This is a genomic window from Amphritea japonica ATCC BAA-1530 (assembly GCF_016592435.1).
GTDB classification, from domain to species: Bacteria; Pseudomonadota; Gammaproteobacteria; order Pseudomonadales; family Balneatricaceae; genus Amphritea; species Amphritea japonica.
Map to the genome: position 1 here is coordinate 2,152,736 of NZ_AP014545.1, position 22,783 is coordinate 2,175,518.

The 22,783-nt window shown below is 47.1% G+C and carries 25 protein-coding genes and 8 tRNA genes; 8 read left to right on the forward strand and 25 right to left on the reverse strand.

Annotation, left to right across the window (positions count from 1 at the left end; translation table 11 throughout):
* Positions 1-10: 10 nt before the first annotated feature.
* Both AMJAP_RS10005 and AMJAP_RS10010 read right to left on the reverse strand, forming a co-directional pair.
* Complete coding sequence (locus AMJAP_RS10005) at positions 11-238, reverse strand: FmdB family zinc ribbon protein (protein ID WP_040404626.1); 228 nt, start codon at positions 236-238, stop codon at positions 11-13.
* 168 nt (positions 239-406) lie between these two features.
* Positions 407-862, reverse strand: a complete 456-nt coding sequence (locus AMJAP_RS10010; protein WP_019622159.1) for an HIT domain-containing protein — start codon at positions 860-862, stop codon at positions 407-409.
* A gap of 154 nt (positions 863-1,016) precedes the next feature.
* On the opposite strand from AMJAP_RS10010, the gene AMJAP_RS10015 reads away from it, so the two are divergent.
* The gene (locus AMJAP_RS10015; RefSeq protein ID WP_019622158.1) at positions 1,017-2,174 is read left to right on the forward strand and encodes a GNAT family N-acetyltransferase; all 1,158 of its coding nucleotides are present in this window, start codon (positions 1,017-1,019) and stop codon (positions 2,172-2,174) included.
* 7 nt (positions 2,175-2,181) lie between these two features.
* On the opposite strand, the gene AMJAP_RS10020 is transcribed toward AMJAP_RS10015, so the two are convergent.
* Complete coding sequence (locus tag AMJAP_RS10020; protein ID WP_019622157.1) at positions 2,182-2,556, reverse strand: hypothetical protein; 375 nt, start codon at positions 2,554-2,556, stop codon at positions 2,182-2,184.
* A 395-nt stretch (positions 2,557-2,951) separates the two neighbouring features.
* Between AMJAP_RS10020 and AMJAP_RS10025 the strand changes: the two genes are divergently transcribed.
* Both AMJAP_RS10025 and AMJAP_RS10030 read left to right on the forward strand, forming a co-directional pair.
* Complete coding sequence (locus AMJAP_RS10025) at positions 2,952-3,224, forward strand: hypothetical protein (protein ID WP_019622156.1); 273 nt, start codon at positions 2,952-2,954, stop codon at positions 3,222-3,224.
* Between the two features lie 213 nt (positions 3,225-3,437).
* Entirely contained in the window at positions 3,438-4,580 is a 1,143-nt protein-coding gene (locus AMJAP_RS10030; protein ID WP_019622155.1) for a DUF484 family protein, read from the forward strand.
* A 2-nt stretch (positions 4,581-4,582) separates the two neighbouring features.
* Here the strand turns inward: AMJAP_RS10030 and AMJAP_RS10035 are convergent, their stop codons facing one another.
* The 20 genes from AMJAP_RS10035 to AMJAP_RS10130 form a co-directional block, all read right to left on the reverse strand.
* Complete coding sequence (locus AMJAP_RS10035) at positions 4,583-5,131, reverse strand: hemerythrin domain-containing protein (RefSeq protein WP_019622154.1); 549 nt, start codon at positions 5,129-5,131, stop codon at positions 4,583-4,585.
* A 75-nt stretch (positions 5,132-5,206) separates the two neighbouring features.
* A complete protein-coding gene (locus tag AMJAP_RS10040) occupies positions 5,207-5,809 on the reverse strand; it encodes an HAD family hydrolase (RefSeq protein WP_019622153.1) in 603 nt (200 codons plus the stop codon).
* The gene (locus AMJAP_RS10045; protein ID WP_236588717.1) at positions 5,802-6,650 is read right to left on the reverse strand and encodes an AlbA family DNA-binding domain-containing protein; all 849 of its coding nucleotides are present in this window, start codon (positions 6,648-6,650) and stop codon (positions 5,802-5,804) included. The genes AMJAP_RS10040 and AMJAP_RS10045 overlap by 8 nt, the downstream gene beginning before the upstream one ends.
* Positions 6,651-6,747: 97 nt before the next feature.
* Complete coding sequence (locus tag AMJAP_RS10050) at positions 6,748-7,134, reverse strand: hypothetical protein (protein ID WP_019622151.1); 387 nt, start codon at positions 7,132-7,134, stop codon at positions 6,748-6,750.
* Between the two features lie 26 nt (positions 7,135-7,160).
* The gene (gene pepN / locus AMJAP_RS10055) at positions 7,161-9,806 is read right to left on the reverse strand and encodes an aminopeptidase N (protein ID WP_019622150.1); all 2,646 of its coding nucleotides are present in this window, start codon (positions 9,804-9,806) and stop codon (positions 7,161-7,163) included.
* Positions 9,807-9,848: 42 nt separating this feature from the next.
* Positions 9,849-10,676: a DUF2797 domain-containing protein gene (locus AMJAP_RS10060; protein WP_019622149.1), complete on the reverse strand. Its 828-nt coding sequence runs from the start codon at positions 10,674-10,676 to the stop codon at positions 9,849-9,851.
* On the reverse strand, positions 10,676-10,942 hold the full coding sequence (locus AMJAP_RS10065; RefSeq protein WP_019622148.1) for a YeaC family protein: 267 nt from the start codon (positions 10,940-10,942) through the stop codon (positions 10,676-10,678). The genes AMJAP_RS10060 and AMJAP_RS10065 overlap by 1 nt, the downstream gene beginning before the upstream one ends.
* A 48-nt stretch (positions 10,943-10,990) precedes the next feature.
* Positions 10,991-11,833: a rhomboid family intramembrane serine protease gene (locus tag AMJAP_RS10070; RefSeq protein ID WP_019622147.1), complete on the reverse strand. Its 843-nt coding sequence runs from the start codon at positions 11,831-11,833 to the stop codon at positions 10,991-10,993.
* A gap of 26 nt (positions 11,834-11,859) precedes the next feature.
* Positions 11,860-12,834: a metallophosphoesterase gene (locus AMJAP_RS10075; RefSeq protein WP_019622146.1), complete on the reverse strand. Its 975-nt coding sequence runs from the start codon at positions 12,832-12,834 to the stop codon at positions 11,860-11,862.
* 11 nt (positions 12,835-12,845) lie between these two features.
* Positions 12,846-13,727 (reverse strand): NAD(+) kinase, encoded by an 882-nt coding sequence (locus AMJAP_RS10080; protein WP_026340157.1) that lies wholly within the window; start codon positions 13,725-13,727, stop codon positions 12,846-12,848.
* Positions 13,728-13,811: 84 nt separating this feature from the next.
* Positions 13,812-14,768 carry a 1-aminocyclopropane-1-carboxylate deaminase/D-cysteine desulfhydrase gene (locus tag AMJAP_RS10085; RefSeq protein ID WP_019622144.1) on the reverse strand — a complete coding sequence of 319 codons (957 nt, stop codon included), beginning with the start codon at positions 14,766-14,768 and terminating at the stop codon, positions 13,812-13,814.
* 184 nt (positions 14,769-14,952) lie between these two features.
* Positions 14,953-15,852 carry a GGDEF domain-containing protein gene (locus tag AMJAP_RS10090; RefSeq protein ID WP_019622142.1) on the reverse strand — a complete coding sequence of 300 codons (900 nt, stop codon included), beginning with the start codon at positions 15,850-15,852 and terminating at the stop codon, positions 14,953-14,955.
* Between the two features lie 237 nt (positions 15,853-16,089).
* Positions 16,090-16,166 (reverse strand) — tRNA-Asp (locus AMJAP_RS10095).
* Positions 16,167-16,362: 196 nt separating this feature from the next.
* Positions 16,363-16,438 (reverse strand) — tRNA-Val (locus AMJAP_RS10100).
* Between the two features lie 58 nt (positions 16,439-16,496).
* Positions 16,497-16,573 (reverse strand) — tRNA-Asp (locus AMJAP_RS10105).
* Between the two features lie 196 nt (positions 16,574-16,769).
* Positions 16,770-16,845: transfer RNA gene (locus tag AMJAP_RS10110), tRNA-Val, on the reverse strand.
* 49 nt (positions 16,846-16,894) lie between these two features.
* Positions 16,895-16,971, reverse strand: a tRNA-Asp gene (locus tag AMJAP_RS10115).
* A gap of 30 nt (positions 16,972-17,001) precedes the next feature.
* Positions 17,002-17,077, reverse strand: a tRNA-Val gene (locus AMJAP_RS10120).
* A gap of 49 nt (positions 17,078-17,126) precedes the next feature.
* Positions 17,127-17,203: transfer RNA gene (locus tag AMJAP_RS10125), tRNA-Asp, on the reverse strand.
* Between the two features lie 17 nt (positions 17,204-17,220).
* Positions 17,221-17,296 (reverse strand) — tRNA-Val (locus AMJAP_RS10130).
* Between the two features lie 219 nt (positions 17,297-17,515).
* On the opposite strand from AMJAP_RS10130, the gene syd reads away from it, so the two are divergent.
* Both syd and AMJAP_RS10140 read left to right on the forward strand, forming a co-directional pair.
* Positions 17,516-18,103, forward strand: coding sequence for a SecY-interacting protein (gene syd / locus AMJAP_RS10135; RefSeq protein ID WP_019620691.1), 588 nt, complete (start codon positions 17,516-17,518; stop codon positions 18,101-18,103).
* Between the two features lie 2 nt (positions 18,104-18,105).
* Positions 18,106-18,681 (forward strand): YajG family lipoprotein, encoded by a 576-nt coding sequence (locus AMJAP_RS10140; RefSeq protein WP_019620690.1) that lies wholly within the window; start codon positions 18,106-18,108, stop codon positions 18,679-18,681.
* Between the two features lie 20 nt (positions 18,682-18,701).
* Here AMJAP_RS10140 and AMJAP_RS10145 read toward each other — a convergent pair whose 3' ends face one another.
* Positions 18,702-19,370, reverse strand: coding sequence for a DNA-3-methyladenine glycosylase I (locus AMJAP_RS10145; RefSeq protein ID WP_019620689.1), 669 nt, complete (start codon positions 19,368-19,370; stop codon positions 18,702-18,704).
* The gene (gene msrB / locus AMJAP_RS10150) at positions 19,367-19,783 is read right to left on the reverse strand and encodes a peptide-methionine (R)-S-oxide reductase MsrB (protein ID WP_019620688.1); all 417 of its coding nucleotides are present in this window, start codon (positions 19,781-19,783) and stop codon (positions 19,367-19,369) included. Before msrB ends, AMJAP_RS10145 begins: the two co-directional genes overlap by 4 nt.
* Positions 19,784-19,947: 164 nt before the next feature.
* Between msrB and AMJAP_RS10155 the strand changes: the two genes are divergently transcribed.
* From AMJAP_RS10155 to AMJAP_RS10165, 3 genes are all read left to right on the forward strand, one after another.
* Positions 19,948-21,165 carry a pyridoxal phosphate-dependent aminotransferase gene (locus AMJAP_RS10155; protein ID WP_019620687.1) on the forward strand — a complete coding sequence of 406 codons (1,218 nt, stop codon included), beginning with the start codon at positions 19,948-19,950 and terminating at the stop codon, positions 21,163-21,165.
* Between the two features lie 153 nt (positions 21,166-21,318).
* Positions 21,319-21,687, forward strand: coding sequence for a hypothetical protein (locus AMJAP_RS10160; RefSeq protein ID WP_019620686.1), 369 nt, complete (start codon positions 21,319-21,321; stop codon positions 21,685-21,687).
* Positions 21,688-21,953: 266 nt separating this feature from the next.
* Positions 21,954-22,778, forward strand: a complete 825-nt coding sequence (locus tag AMJAP_RS10165; RefSeq protein WP_019620684.1) for an HDOD domain-containing protein — start codon at positions 21,954-21,956, stop codon at positions 22,776-22,778.
* The last annotated feature ends 5 nt before the right edge of the window (positions 22,779-22,783 follow it).

Sequence of the window (22,783 nt, forward strand, 5' to 3'; positions counted from 1 at the left end):
AAATTAAAAATCAGTTTCCGGATTCACCCTGACCATTCGCCAGGTTCTTTTTCTTTCCGGTTTTAAAATCGGTTTCATACCAGCCACTTCCGGTTAGTCTAAAACCAGGAGCGGATACTTTTTTTACAACGTCTGCTGACTGACATGCAGAGCATTCCGGTACTGGCGCAGTCGTTTTCAGCACCAGTTTTTCAAATTCATTACCACATTGACGGCATTCAAAATCAAAGATAGGCATAATCAGCAACACGACCTCTGAAAACAATGTTGTTTGAACAACACATCAATACAATCACACAGCGCAATACGCTGACAATCACGCAGAAACACTCTGCGAAGAAAAGCGCGAATTATACCTGAAATATTGCCCGCTGACAGGGGCAATTAGGCCATTTTAGAAGAGAAATCAGCCAAGCAGATCACTAGCCACGAAATTAACCTCCTGAGGCATCATCATCTGTAATTTATGATGTATTTCGTGAACCTGTTCATCAGTGTAGGGAACAGCAGGCAGCGCACCCCATACAGGCGCTGGCCAGACCTTGTCGCTCTCATAACGAACAATGTGGTGGAGATGCAGCTGCTTTACCATATTACCTATCGCCGCTATATTCATTTTGTCCGCATCAAAGACATCGTGAAGGTTTTCCGCCAGAAATGATGATTCATGTAATAGTTGCGCCTGATCGGCCGAAGAGAGATGGTAGACCTCACTGACTTCAGCCCTTCGGGGAACCAGAATAAACCAGGGAAAATTAGCATCATTCAGAAGTAATAAGCGAGACAGCGGAAAATCGCCCAGCGTAATACAATCCTGTTCCAGACGCGCGTTCAACTCAAATTCTAATTCCAGTTCATCCATTTTTATTCTCCTGGCGTAAATACACCGGCAAACATGCTATCTTGGATATCACCCTCCAAGTTTGCACCACCAGTAGATACATTTACATTGTAATTTTAGCTTTATTATCGGGCAGTTAGATAATAAGAACAGGCTCTGAACAGTATAGGACAAAATGCCGCAATTCAATTTTCACAGCGCTATCGACGCCATTGGAGAGCAACAATGGAACAGTCTCTGCACCGCTGATTATCCTTTCATCAGCTATGAATTCCTTCATTGCCTCGAACAATCCGGCTGCGTAACAGCTGAAACAGGTTGGCAACCCTGCCACCTTCAGATTACAGAGGGCGATCAAACGCTGGCGGTTATGCCTTTATACCTTAAAAGCCATTCCTACGGAGAGTATGTGTTCGACTGGAGCTGGGCTGAAGCGTATCAGCGCAATAACATCGCGTATTATCCAAAATTAGTCACGGCGATCCCCTTCACTCCCTGCTATGGACCAAGACAAATTTTTGCCGATCACCTGAGTCAGGCTGATCGACAATCACTCATTCAGGAAAGTCTCGCTGCAATTCAACAACTGGCATCGCAATACAACGCGTCAGGCTGGCACGGACTGTTTCTTGATGGTGCGTTATTGGAACAGAAATCGTTCAGCGAACTTAGCTATCGACTGGGCACTCAGTATCATTGGTTTAATCATAACTTCAGCTGTTTTGATGACTTTCTCGATACTTTCAGCTCCCGTAAACGAAAGAATCTGCGCAAAGAGCGTAGTAAAATCATTGAACAGAATATCCAACACCGATTTATCAGTGGCACGGAATTGACAGATGAGCTTTTAGATCAGTTTTATCAGTTCTATCAAATTACGTATTTAAAGCGGGGCCGCCAGGGGTATTTGAATCGGCACTTTTTCAAACTACTGCGTAATTCACTAGCCGATAAACTGCATATTTGCTTTGCCTTTGATCTTAATCTTAGTTCCACAGAGCCCGTTGCAGCAGCGATGTTTTTGCAGGGAAGCTCGACCTTATACGGTCGCTACTGGGGAGCACAGGCCGAATACGACTCTCTCCATTTCGAAACATGTTACTACCAGGGGATTGAATATTGTATCCGCCACCAATTGCAACGATTTGACCCGGGGGCACAGGGCGAACACAAAATCCAGCGAGGCTTTGAGCCCATCGAAACCTGGTCAGCGCACTGGGTTACTCACCCAGGCTTTCAGAGCGCAATACAACGCTTTACCGAGGAAGAAGAGCACCTGCTCCGGCAGGACATGGAACACCTCAGACAGCGATTACCTTTTAAGAAAAAATAGATTCTCATCAGGGCCGCAGATGAATAACTGGCTCAGACTGCTCATCACTCCGCAGAGCACAAAACTCTTGTTTTATACCATTTCGGTACTTGACCAGCACATTAAAGCCCATGCCAGCCTCATGATTCAAACGCAACAGCCGCTCCTCACCTGCGGCTATACGAAATGCCTGAATACGCGACTGAGTATCTGAACTACCAAAATCAAGCTGAATCGAGTCAATCATCACTTCACTACTGTTATGAAATGTCACCGCCAACCCTTGCGAGGCGGTAAACATTTGGGAAAACAGAAACCCCGCCACCCAGGCGATCATAATGACTAATAGCCAAAGTCGCTTCCGTACGGGCTTGGCAACAGCTCCATCTGCTCGAGTTTTCATCTGTACTTTTCCTATTACTCTACGATTAACACAACCGCGAACTAAGTGATAAATCTAGCCGATCACCGGCGGGCAAGCACCACCAGCAAAGCTAATTTAGAATAAGCTAATTTAGCAGTATTTCAGCATAATAATACAGAGAAAATGTCTTTACCCGGGATAACAGCCAGTCATGCAGAATTGCGCTTAGGGCAGCATTCGCTTTTATAACTACCAGATATATCATTTACTTATTTATAAGAAGAAAGTTATATAAGAAACCCCTCAAAATAGTTAGAGAAAAGTTAGCCTCCGTCCTACTATTGTAAGTAGCAGGCGGCCGTACATAATTTCTTATGAGCCTTTTAAAAAAGCATAGCTAGAAAACCGCATTAGAATAATAAGGGGACAATACAATGCTTACTTATGAAGAGTGCCTTCACTTGAGCGACCTCACCCAGGATGAGGTTGAGGCGATCGCAGAACATGAACACACAGACCCTATCATCGCCATGGCGATAGGCAACTATCTGTGTACCCATCAAGGCGAAGCTAAAGTAAAAAAGATCATTATTGATGACATTGCCGCTGCGCAGCGCAAAGGCGATAAGGCGCACGAAGAGGTTCTTCGCAAAGTATTGAAGCACTTCATCAGCACCCATCCCGAAAGCTCCGGTCAGGCTGCCTGAAATAGATTTAACAATCATCAATCATAAGCCCGCTACTCACTTTGAGTAGCGGGCTTTTTTACCAGATGCCCCGTAAAACAAGCACCTCGGTCAAACAACGTCGCTTTTCTTCAAATAAGCCAGACTTTCTGCTCTTACTCAGGCTTTTTTTCCTCTATAGTTGATCCCCGTGGCCGATAACCCTTTCATAACACAGAGCAAAACGGGCTTTGTATGGGATCAATCGAAAAAGAAAACAAAGAGATGCGCAGATCGCTTCATCTGTTGACCAGTAAGGTCGAACGGAATGAGGCTATTCTTCGTTCATTCTTTGAAATGGAAATTCGATTACTCAGTTGTAGCAGTTTAGATGAACTGCTCGATCTCATTCTAATTGAGTTCCGGGCGTACTTCAGGCTAACAGCTGTTAATCTGATATTACTTGACCCGGAAAGCGCCGCCCGCACTCTATTGGATGATTACACGCCACCGGAACCCGGCCACTCACTTCGCTTCGTCAACAATCAACGCCTGCTTAAAAGCCTGTTCCCCACTCCCAAACTTAGAATTGGTGAACTCAGCGCCCCATTGAAAAGCATTGCCTTCCCAAGTACTCCATCAGTATTAAGCAGCGCTCTGCTACCACTTGTTCGCCATAACTGCCTGATCGGCAGCCTCCATCTCGGTAGTAACGATCCGACCCGCTATAGTGAACACTTTGATTATGATTATATTGGCCATCTGGCATCGGTGATTTCAGTCTGTATCGAAAACTGTATTAACCAACAGAACCTTAAACGTCTCAGCATTATCGATATGCTAACCAAAGTGAATAACCGGCGCGCCTTTGACCAGGAAATCATTAAAGAGCTTTCCCGGGCCAGTCGCCATAAAACAGCGCTGAGCTGTCTGTTTATCGATCTGGATTTTTTTAAACTGGTCAACGATAACTTTGGCCACCAGATTGGCGATAAAGTATTGCAAGCCGTCGGTACATTGCTGAAGAAAAATCTCCGTAAAACCGACTTCATCGCCCGCTATGGTGGTGAAGAATTTGCGATATTACTGCCCAATTGTGATTCTGAAAAAGCCATGGAAATTGGCAATCAACTGCGCCAGAAAATTCTTCATATGGTGATTCATGATAATGAATGCAAACCTTTCAGAATCAGCGCCTCTATCGGCGTAACCAGTTGTACAGCGGAGAGCTTTGCCTTTGATGATCTGGACGCCCAGGCTCATACACTGCTAAAAGCAGCTGATGAAGCGGTATATCAGGCGAAAGACAAGGGCAGAAATCGTATCGAATACCGCTCCCTGCCTGACATGAAGCCGGAACTATTTCACAGTTTGAGCACCAGCCTCAACGACAGGTGAGTTTATTGCATATCCCGTAATAACTCAGAATAAAGATCGATATAACGCTGCTTCTGTTGCTCGCCAAATAGAGGATCATCCATTTTTGGTAACTGCTTGGATAGCACCTTCCATTGCTCATCATCAGCGATGTCATCCAGAAGCGGAAACAGCGTTCCCTCTTCCAAATTAAGATGTTCTACCTGACGATCAAGAAAATGTTCCAGTTTCGCTGTAAATTGATCCATCGGTACAACCGCATCATTCAGGATGCAGTCAACCGCTTCAATAAGCTCTTCACTACACTGCTTCAACAGTTTATGTTCATCGCCACATTGAACAATCGCTTCATTCAGCTCCGGACAACCTGAATTTTTGAAGTAATCATACATCTGATCCTCAAGGGGATGATGGTACGCATCTGCGTAGTTACTGATATAATCGACGGCATCACTCAGCAACACAAAGTTAGGCATCTCTCCCTGCTTGAGCTTATCCAACTTATAACCCAACACTGCAAGTAACTTATTCAGGTTTACATGATCCTGATGTAACTCTTTTAATACAGTCATAACACCCTCCTGTGAGAACAGATACTATACCTCAGCTTTTCTCGGTGATCTTGACCGGAATCAAAAACTCTCTATTCAGAAATGTAGCAGTTGGTCTAACTTAACCAGTGAACTTACTTTAAGGTCGGTTAATTCTGGCCAGCCTCTTTCCTGACGCGAATCCACATGGATCGTCGCCAGTCCTGCAGCCCGCCCCACTTCAAGATCGTAACGAAAATCACCCACCATAACAGCCTCAGTCGGGTTGGCCTGCCACAGAGCCAGCAATATATGGATACCTTCCGGATCTGGTTTTGCCAACGCTTCGTCACGCCCTAATACCGCATCACGATGAAAAAGATGATCAACACCCATTACCTCAAGGCAGTGTAGCGCAACTTCCCGCTTATTTCGGGTCAAAATTCCTAAGTGACATCCAGCTTGCACCAACGTGCCCAACAGCTCGCTAAGCCCTTCTGCCGGTACAACTTTATCCGCGTAGAAGTATTCCAACCGGTCAAGCTGATGATTCAGGAGTAACTGTTCAGGAGCTGGCTGCGCTTCAATGGTCGCCAGAATATCGCAACCTGAAGGCAATCCCAGCTCTGAACGAATATACTCAAAATCATGAACCGGCAGGGTCAGAGTACCATCCAGATCGAAAACCCAGAACTTCGCGTCCCGAATATGTTTAATCATTCCTGTCATCTACTTTAGGATCTGATAAATCTTGATCAACATGCTCTGGCGTTAGGTTCTCTGTCAAAAGATCAAGGCGGCTACGGATATCACGCAGCATCTCTATCCTTCCTGCAGGGTGTCCATTCTGCGCCAGTAACAAAGACTCAAGACCCGCAATACTATCCTGCGAATCTTTTAACGCCTGAAGCATATTTCGAGAGCGTTTCTTAGCGCTGTCCGTCATCTGATCGACCCGGTTCAACGTCCTGCGCACCTGACCATCAAGCTCATCCAGGTGCGACACGAGCTGCACCATACCTGAGCCAAAGGCATGATCCATTACCCCCAGGCGGTGCTCAAGCTGGGCCACCGCCTCACGAAAACGGCTAACAAAAAGCTCACCTTCGCGGTCCATAAACATCGCCAACAATTCTTCAGGATAGAGCGCCCGTGAGCGAGCATCCGCACGCATTGCGTACTCCCCTCTCTGAGTACAATAGGGTCGTTTAGCACCAGGGGAAATTTCAATACGAAAAAAAGGTTTACGGCTGATATTTTCAACAATCAGTTCGATATCAACAATGGGGTAACAGTCGGTTGCTTTATTAATCAGGCTGAGGCGGGAACTATCATCGACATCACAGCCGACCACACGACCACGCTGCAAACCATCTTTACTGGTATATTCGTCAACCCCGACCAGAATAGCTCCGCCGTACAACGAATTAGCAAAGGAAACCAGGTCGCGGCTTTTGATACCGTTAATCTCACGCTTGAAATCAACATCAATACCTTCCGGTTTAGCCAGCAGACTTTTAGCCCGCTGACTGATACCTCTGTACTCTCGTTGTACGGACATCGGGCTAACTCCCGGCATGGATACTTTGTGCCTACGTCTATTCCTCTGAGCACAGACAGCTTAAGCCCCCACAGAAACAGGTTAGACTGAAGCGTCCTTAAGCGTAAACCTCGTCTGAAAAAGGATCAACGGGGTTTTCCAGCTTCTGGTCATCCCGAAAGTAAAGAATCCGGCCCTCAAACTTCAATCCCTTAGAGGAAAACCAGCGAAGTACTTCTTCCCGCCCTTCATCAACCTGAAAACTGCTATACCAGGCTGTCGCTATTCGATAAAAATAAACGCCAAATAGCGCGGCTGAAGCACCGAGAAAGAATTCGGACCCAAAACTGATTAACAATGTAGCGAGTCCCGCCAGCCAGACCCTACTGGCCCGAGACTGCTTTAGCGTACTAAACGCGCTATCATATTGATCCTGATATTTCAGATAGCGACGGAAATTTTGTTGCAGTTCAAATTTATCCTGTTCGGAAATCGTTCTTGGCATTTTTAATATCCTTTAAATCGCAGGTTTCAGCCTGCCAGACTTTTACTCAATACTTCAAAAACATCACGGGACAGATTGCCGCTGACACTAATTCTCTCCAGCTCCGCTTTCATTAAAGCACTGCGCTCAGCAGGATATTTTCTCCAGCGAGTCAGTGGCGTAAGTAAGCGTGACGCAATCTGAGGGTTTTGCGTATTTAATACAATAATCTGATCAGCAAGAAAACGATAGCCACTGCCATCAGAATTATGGAAATTCAGTATATTCTGTGCGCAAAAAACAGCAATTAATGCGCGAATCTTATTCGGATTGGTTGAATCATATGCCGGATGCTCTAATAACGCCTGCACCCGCATCAACGCTCCTGCTGTAGGGTCGCTCGCCTGCACCCCAAGCCACTGATTAACCACCAACGATTCATTCTGCCAGCGTTGATAAAAGCTTTCCAGCACAACAGAAGCGGCCTGACGATGCTCTGAATGAACAATCAAAGTGAGCGCTGCCTGACTGTCTGTCATATTATCTGCTTCGTCAAACTGCTGCTGCGCCAACATTAAATAGTCTTCTTTCCCGGTCGCCATCAGATAAGCCAGCGCCAGGTTTTTCAAGCTTCTACGAGCAACCGAAGCGGCGTCCGGACTATACTCTTCAACCAGGTTATTATCGTGATATACCTGTAGAAAAACAGGTGCGAGGGCTGCAGCAATCGTCTCTCTGACAAAACGACGAACACTGTAGATAGCATCAACATCTATCTCCTCGGCTAACTCACTCAGATAAGCCTCTGTTGGCAGTGTCAGCACCTTAGCTACCATCGCCTTATCCAGACCCTGATTACTCAAAACCTGCTCATATGCTCGAATCAAAGCTGGCTCAAGCCTCAATTCCCGGCCCTGCTGATAATCGCCAATCAAACCAGACATAATACCAACAGCTAACTGCTGCGCTGCATCCCAGCGATTAAACCCATCACTGTCATGTTGCATCAAAAACACTAACTGCTCGCTGCTATAAGGGAACTGCAATTTCACTGGTGCAGAAAAGTCTCTCAGTAGTGACGGAATCGGCTCTACCGGTATATTTTCAAACACAAAACTCTGTTCAGCCGCTATCAACTCAAGCACTTCTGTCGTAGCCCCATCATTTAGCGGAATCTCACCACCCTGAGGGTCAAGCAACCCAACAGCCACCGGTATCAAAAAAGGTTGTTTCGTTGCCATATCGGCAGAGGCAGGGCAACTCTGGTGCATATGTAAAGTGTAGCGCTGATGTTCGGCGTCATATTCACCGGAGATAGAAAGCTGCGGCGTACCCGACTGACTATACCAAAGCTTAAAACGGCTCATATCACGACCGCTGGCATCTGCCATTGCCTGAACAAAATCATCAGTTGTGACCGCCTGACCATCATGGCGATCAAAATAGAGATCAGACCCTTTACGGAAAGTCTCTGCCCCTAACAGCGTGCGTAGCATCCGCACCACTTCACATCCTTTCTCATAAACAGTCAGCGTATAAAAGTTTGAAATTTCAATAAATGACGCAGGACGTACCGGGTGCGCCATAGGGCCTGCATCTTCAGCAAACTGCGCGGTACGTAAAAGAGTGACATCCTCTATACGCTTGACCGTACGGGAGTTCATATCTGCAGAAAACTCTGCATCACGGAAGACCGTAAAACCCTCTTTCAGACTTAGCTGAAACCAGTCTCGACAGGTAACCCGGTTACCCGACCAGTTATGAAAATACTCATGGGCAACAACACCCTCGACCCGTTGAAATCCGGTATCTACTGTTGTTTTCGGATGAGCCAGCACACAAGAGGTATTAAAAATATTCAGGCCTTTATTTTCCATCGCCCCCATATTGAAAAAATCGACGGCAACAATCATAAAGATATCCAGATCATACTCGCGACCATACACCTGCTCATCCCACTGCATCGACTGCTTTAGTGAGGTCATGGCGTATTCCAGCTTATCCAGATCTTTTGCTTCAGCAAATATTTTAAGCGCTATCTGCCTTCCGCTGCAGGTCGTGTAACGATCTTCCACATACTCAAGATCCCCCCCCACCAGTGCAAACAAGTATGCAGGCTTGGGAAAGGGATCTTGCCAGCGAACCCAATGCTTTCCACCCTCTTCATCTCCCCCATCAACCAGGTTTCCGTTGGATAGAAGCACTGGATAACGCTGTTTATCGGCTACAATTGTGGTTTCAAACAGCCCCATCACATCGGGCCGGTCCTGATAAAAAGTGATTCGTCTGAAGCCTTCCGCTTCGCACTGAGTGCAAAACATTCCATCAGATTTATACAACCCTTCGAGAGCGGTATTATTCTGTGGTTCGATACGAGTGACACACTCCAGCGTAAAGCTATCCGGCAAATCAGGGATAACAAGCTGCTCACCTTCGCGACGATAGTCCTGAGCACTCAGCACTTCACCATCAATGCTCAACCGTTGCAGCTCGAGACTTTCGTGGCCATCAAGCACCAACGGCCGCTGCCGGCTTACACAGCCAGGATTGCGACTATAACGAACCTGTGAACGAACCAGCGTTTGCTCCTCTTCTAACTCAAAGCGCAGATCGGTTTGCTCTACCAAAAAAGCGGGGGCTTCATAATCCTTTAAATAGATAACACTGGGCTGCTCTGTGGCTGGCTGATTCATTCAAGTACCTGTAATAACAATTTAACAATTTACAAACCGATCTCAGCCGCTGAACTGAACTTCATACGCGGTAAACTTTCTGAGATTTATCACGCCGGTATCCAAGATCAAATATTGGCCTTTAATTCCCTGCAATACGCCTTCAACAACCGGAGTTTTATCAAAATTAAGACTGCTAATCTTGGCCGGATAATTTAATACAGGATAGTTCAACTCCAATACTTCAGCATCAGGTAGACGTTGCAGTGCCTGAAGGCCGAAACGGTTCTCCAGCTCTGTTAGCTCTGAACGGCACAACTCAAACAATCTCTCCCGCTCAGCGACAAGATCGAGCGGATCGACCTGACCTTTAAGCATGGCCCGCCAGTTGGTTCTATCCGTTATGTGTTCACCAAACACCCGCTCCACTACACCTGACTGAAAACGCGTTTCAACCCGCAGGATCGGCAATGCCTGAATCGCACCCTGATCTATCCAGCGAGTCGGAACTTGTGTACCCCGGGTAATACCCACTTTGATACCCGATGAGTTAGCTAAATAGACATAGTGACTTTGGAAGCAGAATTGCTCTCCCCAGTCCGGATCTCTGCAAGTACCCTGATCAAAATGGCATTTTTCAGGACTCATGATACAAAGATCGCACTGCGGAAGCTTTTTAAAGCAGGGGTAACAATACCCTTGAGCAAAACTTTTATTAGTCTTACGGCCACAATGAGTACAATGAATCTGTCCCTGATACGCCAGCCTGATGGATTGGCCCACATAACTGTTCAGATCAACGGACTGATCTCCCAACTGTAATCGATACTTAACTTCAGTAGCGAGCTCTGCGGGCATTTTCTGCAATGGCCCTTGCGCAATTAACTGCATCAGTTATCGTTCAAAATTTTAAGGATCTGAGGCTCAAGCGGATCTTCACCGTGTTGTGAACCATCTTTCTTAGCCCGGTTGATATAACCGGTACGCTCATGCTCAGGCAGCTTCGTCTGATCATAGGCGATCACCGCCCGGAGGCTGGTTTCCCGCTGTTCGCTGGTCAACCGCACACCATTTGGCCACTTACCCAGCTCTACCGCCGTTTTCAGACTCTGATACACCTCAGGTGTCATCGTCTCAATCATCTTTTCAAAATTCATTATTTTTCCTCCGCGACAGGCGGCCATAATATCATAGGAACGTCCTGCTCATCGTCGTTGTAGCAGGCTCACAATAGGAACAAAACAAAGGCCCGCAACTAAGCCAGCCAGATGGGCGGTATTCGCAATAGAGCCCAGCCCGAAAGACGCGAGGACACCACTGAAACCCAGCACCAGCCAAATCATCATAAATCCCATCAGCGCTTGCGGTAAGCCTATCATGCGAGCTGGCATTACTCTGTCCCACAACCAGGCAAAACCCAGTAGCGCAAAAACAAAACCCGACATACCACCAAACATCGGCCCGCTCACCCAGTACTGAGCAATGTTAGAGGCCAATGCAGAAAACAGAAATAAACCGAGCAATGCAGGCCAGCCAAGTAGCAACTCTATTCGTCGCCCAACCACCCAGACCCAGAGGAGGTTAAAAGCGATGTGTGCTAAATTAAAATGCATAAAGGCCGGACTGAAAAAGCGCCAGACCTGACCATCTGTCAGCGTTGCTAACAGATTTGCATAATAAACCTGGTTACCTTTTATCTGTATTTCAACGATAGTAAACCACCCCATTAATTGCAGGTTATCGCCTAAAGAAACCATCAGCGTTATGATGACACTGACAGCAATTAGAAATAAGCTTAGCTTTGCTCGCAGAATCCCCCTGAGACCTTCCTGCTGACTTGACCGCTGCACCTGTAAGCCTGAGAGATCGGCACCCTCTTTCCACATTTGAAACAACTGAGCAATTTGCTCAGCATCAACATTGTACGGCACCAGCACACGCTGCTCACCGTCCTGTTCGAGAACCCTATGAGGAATTTTATGCTGCCACAGGATCGCAGTAAAACCACTCAGGTCCTCGCTCAATGGAACTCTGAATACTTCATTCATAATCTATCTATACGTACCGCAGCGAATCAGGATTCATCTCGAATTTCCTTCAAGACATCCACCCAGATAAATTTTCCCGGATCAAGTACGGTTTCCTGATCCAGCCTATAGGCCACTAATTTACCAAACTTAACAGCACTGTAATCGATACAGGCCACATTCGAAGCCACCGGCTTTGGCTCACCATCACACCAATAATGGCCGACAAACAAAAGCGGTTCTTCATCACTGTAGTAAAGCAGATCCTTATAGTCTTGTTCGGTCAGCGGTAAACGAGCAACATGTTCAGGGAGTGGATCAGGCTGAAAAACAACATCAATATAGTTCTGCGGTTTGTTTGCCCAGAATTTCGTGCGGAAAAAATGCCGCTTGTAGCCATCCTTACTTACCATAATTTCATTGTTAGGCATCTTCAGATGAGTGCCTCGGAGTAACCGATCCATTGTTTCCCACTCTTGCGTTCCGTAATGGGCTGATCGGTGAAGGTAATCCTCATCTATCTGGTTCCCTCCCTGAGCGCTCACAAAGCCGTCTATATGCCATTGAGACCAGCAGGCATGAACAACTCTGAACTGTTCATAATCAAGAAACAGTGGCATCTCCATAATCCATTGCAGAAAATCTTTCTGATCCTGAGAATGGTTAGCGAATTGCTCAAGCGTTTCACTTAAGATCCGCAAATGACGCCGATTGTGGGTTCGCAGATACTCCATTCCGGAATCGGGCCGCCCAGGCGTCAAATAGGACAAGTAGTTAAATTCATGATTGCCCATCACGATCTGAGCATGACCACCCTCAACCATGTCCCGGACAATATGCAGCGCCTCCCGGATACGGGGACCGCGATCGACAATATCGCCCAGAAAAACAACCTGCCGCTGAGGGTGCTGGTATACACCCGCCTTTCGACTGTAGCCCAGCTTTTGCAATAATAATTCAAGGGAAAGCGCACAACCATGCACATCTCCAATCAAATCATAACCTTTATACGCTTCTCTCATAGCAGTTCCGGTCAGTCGATCAGCGAAGTCGCCCAGCCCAGTTTTTCCCGACAGGTCTGGTAAAAATTATGGCTAAGTGGATGGAGCAGTTTTAGCTTATGGGGCTTCTTATGTATGGTTATAGTATCTCCGGGGGCACAGTTGATATGCTTTTGACCGTCACAACTAATCGTTGGGTAGGTTTCGTTCCCCTTACTAATCACCAACTTAAGCTCGCTGTTCCCATCTACCACAATTGGACGACTTGATAACGTGTGTGGGAACATTGGCACCAAAACCAAAGCATCCAGTCGAGGGTGCATGATTGGGCCTCCTCCCGACAGCGCATAGGCGGTAGACCCCGTAGGTGTTGCTACAATCAGTCCATCAGAACGCTGGGTATAAACAAACTGGCCTTCAATATAAAGTTCAAACTGGATCATCCGAGCTGATTTACCCGGATGAAGCACACAATCATTCAGTCCGGTAGACTCACCGATTGGCTCGCCGTTTCGCTTTACCACTACATCAATCAAAAAACGACGATCAACGGTATACTGCCCCTTAAGGACTTCACCAACTTTCGCTTCAATCTCAGCGGGAGAAATATCAGTCAGGAACCCCAGATTACCTCGGTTCACACCTAATACCGGCACATTAGACTGCGCCAGATTGCGGGCAGCGCCTAACAGACTGCCATCACCTCCAACCACAATCACTAAATCACAGATCTCACCCATCAAGCGCTGCGTACTGGTCTGCTGACTATGACCAGGCATGACTCCCGCAATTTTCTCATCAAGAATCGGGGTCAACCCCTGCTCATCAAGAAATCGAATCAGATGTTTAAGGGTATCTATAACCTTGGTACTACCCAACCGCCCGATTAAACCAATATTTCGAAAGTTATCCATTGCCATTTCACTGAACCTTTATGATTATGATGCAATCACACCTATCCGATTGTTTTAAAACATTATACTCACAATTAGAGCATATTAGCTGCTTTCTCTGCTTTGGCTGAGTCTTTTAGACAGGGTTTCCTGCATACCTCTAAGCCCTTGCATACCGCCGGTATGAATCAATAAAACCCGGCTTCCCCAAGCCAGCTCACCAGCAGATAACTTCCGCTGCAACGCTAGAAATGCTTTGCCTGTATACACCGGCTCCAGCTCAACACCTGTCGCCTCAAAAAAATACCGCATTGAGAGCGCCAACGCTGGTGTTATCTTTGCATATCCCCCTTCATGCCCCTCGAGATCCAGCTCCCACCCCCCCGGATCGTCAACACCAGCCCGGAACAATATATTGCGAATATCTTGATACAAGAAATCACCACCTTTTAGCACTGGCACGCCAAGAACAGCCAGCCCTTTTGGCTTACCTGCTATAAGCCCCGCCAGCGTTCCTCCTGTTCCGCAAGCACAGCAGACAAGGTCATAGTCAGCAATATCACACAAGGAGAGTATTTCACGACACCCCGCAACTACCCACTCCCCTGAACCACCTTCGGGTAGCAGATGAAATTCCCCGTACCTGGCCCGCAACGACTGAAGAAAGACCTCATCATACTTATTGCGATACTGCGCCCGCGAAACGAACTCCAGCGACATTCCCCAGCGCTGAGCATCCTGTAGCGTATCCGATAATTTCACGGGCTCATCCCCACGTATGACAGCGATAGTCTCCACACCTCTCTCTCTGCCTGCGAACGCGAGCGCATGAATATGATTAGACCAGGCACCGCCGAAACTAAGCACGCGCTGACAATCTGAGCGCAAAACGGCCTCAAACGCGTATTTCAATTTAAACCACTTATTTCCACTGATCATGGGGTGCACGCGATCGAGACGCAAAAGATCTAAACGAACACCTGCCGCCTGAAAATCAGCAAGCTCAACGGTAACAACGGGCACCGATGGATTGGAAGAAAAAGGAAACTCATTAACATTCATAAAGCGGTAAAAAGCCTGTCATTATTTAGTCATAAAAAAGCAATATTATCTCCCCAAACAGATAGGAGGAAATTACGATGGAAGAGTACACAGAAGAGTTGTTACTGGAAAGCCTGACCGAAGAATACGATGACGACGATAACTATGATGAAGGGACAGAGATGTAAACAGGCATTAGCACTGATCAGCCAGCAAAGGACTTTACACAATCCCCCCCGGATTGCTTTGCATTATACATAGCCATATCGGCCTTTTTCACAAAATAATCGACCGGATCACCACCAGCGCTATTAGAAACCCCGACACTCATAGAAACAACAATCCCATTGCCGCTTTGGGAGTCAGGTGAATAGACACACTCTGAATTAAAAAGCTCTCTGACACGATTACCCAGAAGCAAGGCTTCATCAAGCGATGTACTAGGAAGCAAAATCATAAACTCATCCCCCCCATAACGAAAAGCCTGATCAGACCCCCTCATGCCATCGGTCAGGATGTTACCAATCTGACGAAGAATCTGATCACCTTCAAGATGCCCCAGATTATCATTGACCCGTTTAAAACCATCAAGATCAATACATACCAGACTCAACTCTCCACCATAGCGGCTTGTCCGAACCATTTCCCGGGCAACCTGTACATAGAAGTGACGCTGGTTAAACAAACCGGTAAGCTCATCCGTAATAGACTGTTTCAACAAAGAGGTTTCCAGTACTTTCTGTCGGGTCATATCATGAAAAAAACCAACACTGCCCCGGTACTGACCTTCTTTCATCAACACCGCTGCAGATAGACGAATGGGCACCCTTTCACGCTTACTGTTGAGCACATAGGTTTCATAACCTTCAACCCTTCCAACGCCCTGTAATTCCGCATCCATCATTAGTCGCTTGATCTTCCGGGCTTCATCTTCACCGGGATAGATTTCACGAATATTCATCGTCCCTATAACCTGATCAGCAGCGTACCCCAGCAAATTTTCAGCCGCAGGATTAAACACAGAGATAGCTCCGTGTCTGTTAATAGCAATAACAGGATCAGGACAGATTGAAATCAATTCAGCCTGATTGATATTAATGTGCATTAAGTAGCGCCAACAATAAATGGACCAGAAACTCCGACAAGACCTCAAAATAAACAGGACGGGAGCAAAAATCAAACGATGTTTATATCACAACCAACGCCAATAACATCACAACCGATACTCAAAGTGACAGCTTGAAAAACCAAAATCGATATATCTCAGGAAAAAAAGGAAAAAGACGAACAGAAAGAAGGCCGAAGAGACATGTAACAGAGAGGAAAAAAACTAAGATAAAAGTGGCGGAATGGACGGGACTCGAACCCGCGACCCCCTGCGTGACAGGCAGGTATTCTAACCAACTGAACTACCACTCCGCAGTGGTACGGGACTCGAACCCGCGACCATCGATCCCCACATAAGTGACAGACAGATAATCAAACCAATAAACCACCAATACGCAGTGGTACGGGACTCTAACCCGCGACCATCGATCCCCACATAAGTGACAGATAGATAATCAAACCAGTAAACCACCAATACGCAGTGGTTGAAACTTTCGTTTCAGCTTAGTGGTGGGCGTGGAGAGGCTCGAACTCCCGACATTCGCCTTGTAAGGGCGACGCTCTCCCAACTGAGCTACACGCCCACTAAGCAGATGGATTTAATACGATCTTTTCAGCACGTCGAAAAGAAAGGAAAATAAGTGGCGGAATGGACGGGACTCGAACCCGCGACCCCCTGCGTGACAGGCAGGTATTCTAACCAACTGAACTACCACTCCGCAGTGGTACGGGACTCGGATCCGCGTCCATCGATCCCCTGTAAGTGACAGACAGATGATCAGACCACTAGACCACCAATACGCAGTGGTACGGGACTCTAACCCGCGACCCTAGATCCCTTGATTACTAAGAGGCAGGTATTCTAACCAACTGAACTACCACTCCGCAGTGGTTGAAACTTTCGTTTCAGCTTAGTGGTGGGCGTGGAGAGGCTCGAACTCCCGACATTCGCCTTGTAAGGGCGACGCTCTCCCAACTGAGCTACACGCCCACTAAGCAGATGGATTTAATACGATCTTTTCAGCACGTCGAAAAGAAAGTGGCGGAATGGACGGGACTCGAACCCGCGACCCCCTGCGTGACAGGCAGGTATTCTAACCAACTGAACTACCACTCCGCAGTGGTTGAAACTTTCGTTTCAGCTTAGTGGTGGGCGTGGAGAGGCTCGAACTCCCGACATTCGCCTTGTAAGGGCGACGCTCTCCCAACTGAGCTACACGCCCACTAAGCAGATGGCTTTAATACGATCTTTTCAGCACTTCGAAAAGAAAGTGGCGGAATGGACGGGACTCGAACCCGCGACCCCCTGCGTGACAGGCAGGTATTCTAACCAACTGAACTACCACTCCGTTTTTTACTTTCGACTTGGTGGGCGTGGAGAGGCTCGAACTCCCGACATTCGCCTTGTAAGGGCGACGCTCTCCCAACTGAGCTACACGCCCCAAATCGAGAGCCGAATTCTACGGATTTTGTTTGCCATGTCAAACGTTTATCTCAAATAATTTTTATCCACTTTGCTCCCTGGCACCCTCTGTACACATCAAACAGGAATGCTTAGACATGGATGATTTAAGCCAACCCCAGCGGACTCTGATAAACTCGGCTTATTCAACTCGCTTGTATACCCAACATACAAACAACGCGCTAGCGGATCAGGCCCCATGTCAAAGAATCTAATCGACAGAATCGACTCATTTATTAGCCAGGCTCTCAAACTACAACTGGATCAACAAGGCCGCCTGCCTTTAACAATCTATGATGCTGAATGGCCTTCTGAGTGTTACCAGTCCACGGCGGAAGAAGGTCAGCAAGTGCCCTGGAAACCTATTTTGCAATCTCAGGAAAGTAATCTCTGTCATGATATGTTCCAGCGTTTGGAGCTGGCGCTGGAATATACCATTCACGAAGATATTAAAACCTGGTTCAGCCAGTATTGGGCAGACCCAATACCCGCTACCTCCCAGTGGGGCGACCTGAGCCTGATATTCATCTGGAACGAAAAAGATTGTGAGCGACTAAGAGGGAACCTCTTGGGCCACCTGATGACTAAGCAAAAACAAAAACAGCCTGCCTCACTGTTTTTTGCCTGTACAGAACCCGATGGAGAGAAGTTCTTAACCATCGACAATGAAACTGGAGAGGTCTGGCTTGAACAGCCCGGCAAGAAACCCATTATGAAGTTAGCCAGTTCCCTGGAGCAATTTTTAAACGAACTGACACCAAAACCGATCCCAGATCTGGAGCAATAACAATGCGTAAAGCAATATTATCGGTCATTACCGGAGCTATTCTGCTAACCGGTTGCAGTACATTCGCCCCCCACCAGGTTTCTGTTGAGCCATTACACCCGTCTATAACAAACCAATCGAGCTTACCTGCCGACTTGCAAATTCAGATACTCAGCAAGGACATGCGCTCCTCAGGCCTCATCGGATTTCGCATCAGCCGCTTCAGCGATAGAGCAGAAGTTAACCTCCCCCTGCCGGCAGCCGAAGCACTTAAGCAAGGCGCCAGAATCGCGGTCGTGAAACTGGGAGCCACACCGGTAACCTCTGCCGATACACACTTAACAGTCAAGCTGACAGATCTTGAGTACAGCGCTACACAAAGCGCATTACAAAAAGTCAGACTGGAAGCATCAATAACCGTCACCGCCGAGAAACAGGGCGACAGCTATAGCGGCAACTACAGCACCGAAAAAGAATATCAGTACCCGACAACACCCAAGCTGGCAGATAACCAAAAGATGGTTAATGAGATACTGCTAATGACGATAAGCCGGGCATTTAATGATAGCCAGCTAATTAACTTTCTAGCGACACCCTGAGAGTTTTTCTCCTTATGCGCTCACCAGCCTACCGTATATGAGAGTAACCGGCTGATGTGCGCCATCGGCCGACCTGATTCCTGTTGCCACTGGTTAAAGCACTCCTGCACTTTCTGCAGGTCACGTTTTGCCGTTGGCGGCTTGTCTATAATATCCTGAGCTTTCAACGCTGCCACGACATCATCAGTCAGGATAAATGTGTCTTTGCCAGCCTGACGCAGAAAATATGCGCCTGACCTCCCTCCTAATTGCTGTCCTTGTTTTTTGAGAAAAGCCCAAAGCTCTGTGATCTCGGTTTCCGGCCAATCCGCGATAAGATTCGCAAAGCTCCCATGCTGCTCTGCCAACTCAGTCACCATCAAAGCATTAGCCCGCACCGATTTAATTTTTCCCCAATGCCGAATTATCTGTTCATTCTGCATCAGCTTTTCTAATTGCTCGTCACTCATCAAACTCACTTTATTGGGATCAAAACCAAAAAAAGCCTGCTCAAATGCGGGCCACTTGGCATCGACTACAGCATGCCTCAACCCAGCTCGGAAAATTCGTAGCTGCATCTGTGACAGAAACCTGTCGTCACCGATAGCACGGAGCTCTTCCGCTGACTTAACCTGTGGCAACAGTGCCTCAACATCTTCTCCGGCTTTGTGAGCGACGACATGCTCGTAGATCCAACTAAAGGTTTTCACTCGCCATCCTCCTCGGGGCTAAAATCTATAGACACTGAGTTAATACAATAACGCATACCGGTTTGCGTAGGCCCGTCTGGAAACAGGTGTCCCAAATGCGCACCACAACTATTACACACCACCTCAGTGCGAATCATGCCGTGGGAACTATCAGCATTCTCTTTAATATTGTCTGACTCAGCTGGTGCATCAAAGCTTGGCCAGCCGCAACCCGCATCAAACTTACTCTCGCTCTCAAACAGTTTTTCACCACAAGCGACACAATGGTATTCACCAGCATTGAAATGCTGATCATATTTCCCCGTGCCAGGACGCTCCGTGCCCTTTTCACGACAAACATAATATTGCTCGGGGGTCAGCTGATCACGCCACTGCGAATCAGTTTTTTTCACTTTAAAATCATCACCTGCCATAAAAAACTCCAATACAGATAAGCAAAACGAAAAGATCAATCTGTTACTGTCCAACAACCGCCAAACAGCGTATTATTTCGCCTCTTCGGTAACTCGTTATAACTTAATTTTTATCGTTCTTACCGATAATAGAATATTAAAGGGAACCACTACAGGATTAATCCATGTCCGTTATCAGAAAATCGAACAAACTGATCAACGTCTGCTATGACATCCGTGGTCCCGTCCTTCAGGAAGCTAAACGTCTGGAGGAAGAGGGCCAACGAATCATCAAACTGAACATTGGCAACCCAGCCCCATTTGGTTTCGAAGCACCAGAAGAGATTGTTCAGGACGTTATTTATAACCTGCCTTCAGCGCAGGGATACTGTGATTCTAAAGGTCTCTTCTCTGCCCGCAAAGCAGTCATGCAAGAGTGTCAGAAAAAAGGTATTCCAAACGTTGGCATCGAAGACATATACCTCGGCAACGGTGTCAGTGAACTTATCGTCATGGCAACCCAGGGCTTACTTAATGATAACGATGAGTTGCTTATCCCAGCCCCTGATTATCCTTTATGGACGGCCGCCGCGAGCCTTTCCGGGGGCAACCCCGTTCATTATCGTTGCGACGAAGAAAAGGACTGGGCGCCCGACATAGACGACATTCGCAGTAAGATTACCGAGCGAACCCGGGGCATCGTTGTTATCAACCCTAACAACCCGACCGGCGCGGTTTATCCCGAAGCGGTACTAAAACAGATCGTTGCCCTGGCTAAAGAGTTCAGCCTGATTATCTTTGCTGACGAGATCTACGATAAGATCACCTATGATGACGCTAAAGCTATTCCCTTGGCATCTCTCAGCGACGAAGTTCTCTGCCTGACATTCAACGGACTGTCTAAAACATACCGGGCAGCTGGCTTTCGTTCCGGCTGGATGATTATCACCGGCCCTAAGCACCATGCCCGTGACTATATCGAAGGACTCGACATGCTTGCGAGCATGCGCCTGTGCGCTAACGTTCCTGCGCAACATGCGATCCAGACCGCGTTAGGTGGCTACCAAAGCATCAATGAATTAACCGTCCCTGGGGGACGACTCTATGATCAGCGAGACCTTGCCTGGCAAAAATTAAATGCAATTCCTGGCGTATCCTGCGTTAAACCTCAAGGCGCCTTGTACCTGTTTGCCACACTAGACCCTGACATCTATCCCATCAAGAACGATGAGAAGATGGCTCTGGATCTATTACAGCAACAGAAAATACTGATTGTTCAGGGAAGTGGATTCAATATGACGGATACACAGCACTTCCGGCTGGTATTTTTACCCAGGGAAGATGAGCTCTGTGACGCCATTGATCGCATCGCACAATTCCTGAAAAATTACTCTCAGGAATGAGCCTCCAGAAAAAGCGATCACTGTATCGCTTTTTTTATTTCCGTCTCAGGCTCTATACTTTGTAATCTCTCTGTTATAAAACAGACATATACTCTGGAAACAATAACAACCGGTTAACCAGAATCAACTCTCAACTCACTTCGCGGAAACTGTATGTTTATTAAGATCAAAAAAAATTGCGGTATCTATATGGAACACAATGGCATGGAGAAAAACCATATCATGCCAGTTACCAGTAACTTCCTGATCAACCTTGGCCACGCAGCTGAAATCTCGTTTTACACAATAAAAGAAACGAAGACTCGCTTTGATCTCGAAAACCACACTATCACCGTGGCACCTCACACCCGCGTGATACATTTACAGATGGCCTACACATACGCCAGCACGAAAGAACGAATCGGCGACAGTAAAGGCAGCGTGGTAGAGCGAAACTTCTACAAATTCTACTTCACGCCTGAAGAGATGGGCCAGTACGAAGAGATACGTGGACATATTGAAAAGCACGTATTAAATCTCTGATTCCCAACCTGACAAGTCAGCCCCTGCACTAACGCTCAAATATCAGAGCGGGGCCATATATCATTAAGTATTTCGCCTGCACTCGCTGCTGATCCGGACTCATAAACCGGATCAGCAGACCTCCCATATTGAGTTTCATTATTGTTGCAAACACGTCCTATTCGGCAGACTCTATAGATAAAGGCAAAACCTAAAATCAAAGCGGCGTGATAAAGGCATTTTCTATCACAGAAAGCCCTTTCGCTTTGAGTATCTAAGGAGTGATTATGGAAGTCCGTGAACTATTAGCACAAACACATAAATTGCCCAATGTACCCGATATTGTGCGAGAACTGATTCAGCAACTGAACAACCCTAATGCTGATTACGGAGATATTGCTGACAAAGTCATTAAAGACCAAACCCTCTCACTGAAGATATTGCGTTTGGTCAATTCCGCTCATTTCGGACTGAGCCGTAAAGTCTCTTCAATCAATGAAGCCGTTGTGATGCTGGGAATGACCCAGTTAAAAACCATGGTCATCGCCTCAGGTATTGCAGGCTCGGTAAAAGAAGTCGATGGTCTGGATCTAAAAAAATTCTGGTCTGACTCTTTCCGGGTTGCCGCACTCGCAAAATGGTACGCCGAAAAAAGTACCGGCGTTGACCCAGACACCGCTTTCACGGTTGGCCTTATTCACAACATCGGCCGACTGTTATTACACATCACCAAACCCAAACTGGCAGAAGCGATCCAGACACTGGTTGATCAATCTGACTGCAGCCGTTCTGATGCTGAAATGGAGCGACTAAATTTCACCACGCCAGAAGCAGGCCAGGCACTATTAGCGCTCTGGCAATTTCCAGAAAACCTTGGCGACACCGTACGCTATCACAGACAACCACTGAGCGCAGAAGCGCCTTCGCCACTGTGTGCAACATTACACATCGCCTGTTATATCAATGCCGCTATAGGCAAACAACAACCGCTGGAAGAAGTCATCGCAATGTTCCCTTCTGCGGAAGCTGAACTGGCTGGTCTTCCGGCCAATATTGCAGCCGTCTCTGAAGAAGCGATGCAGATAGAATCCGGACTGGATGGTTTGATTTAAAGGTT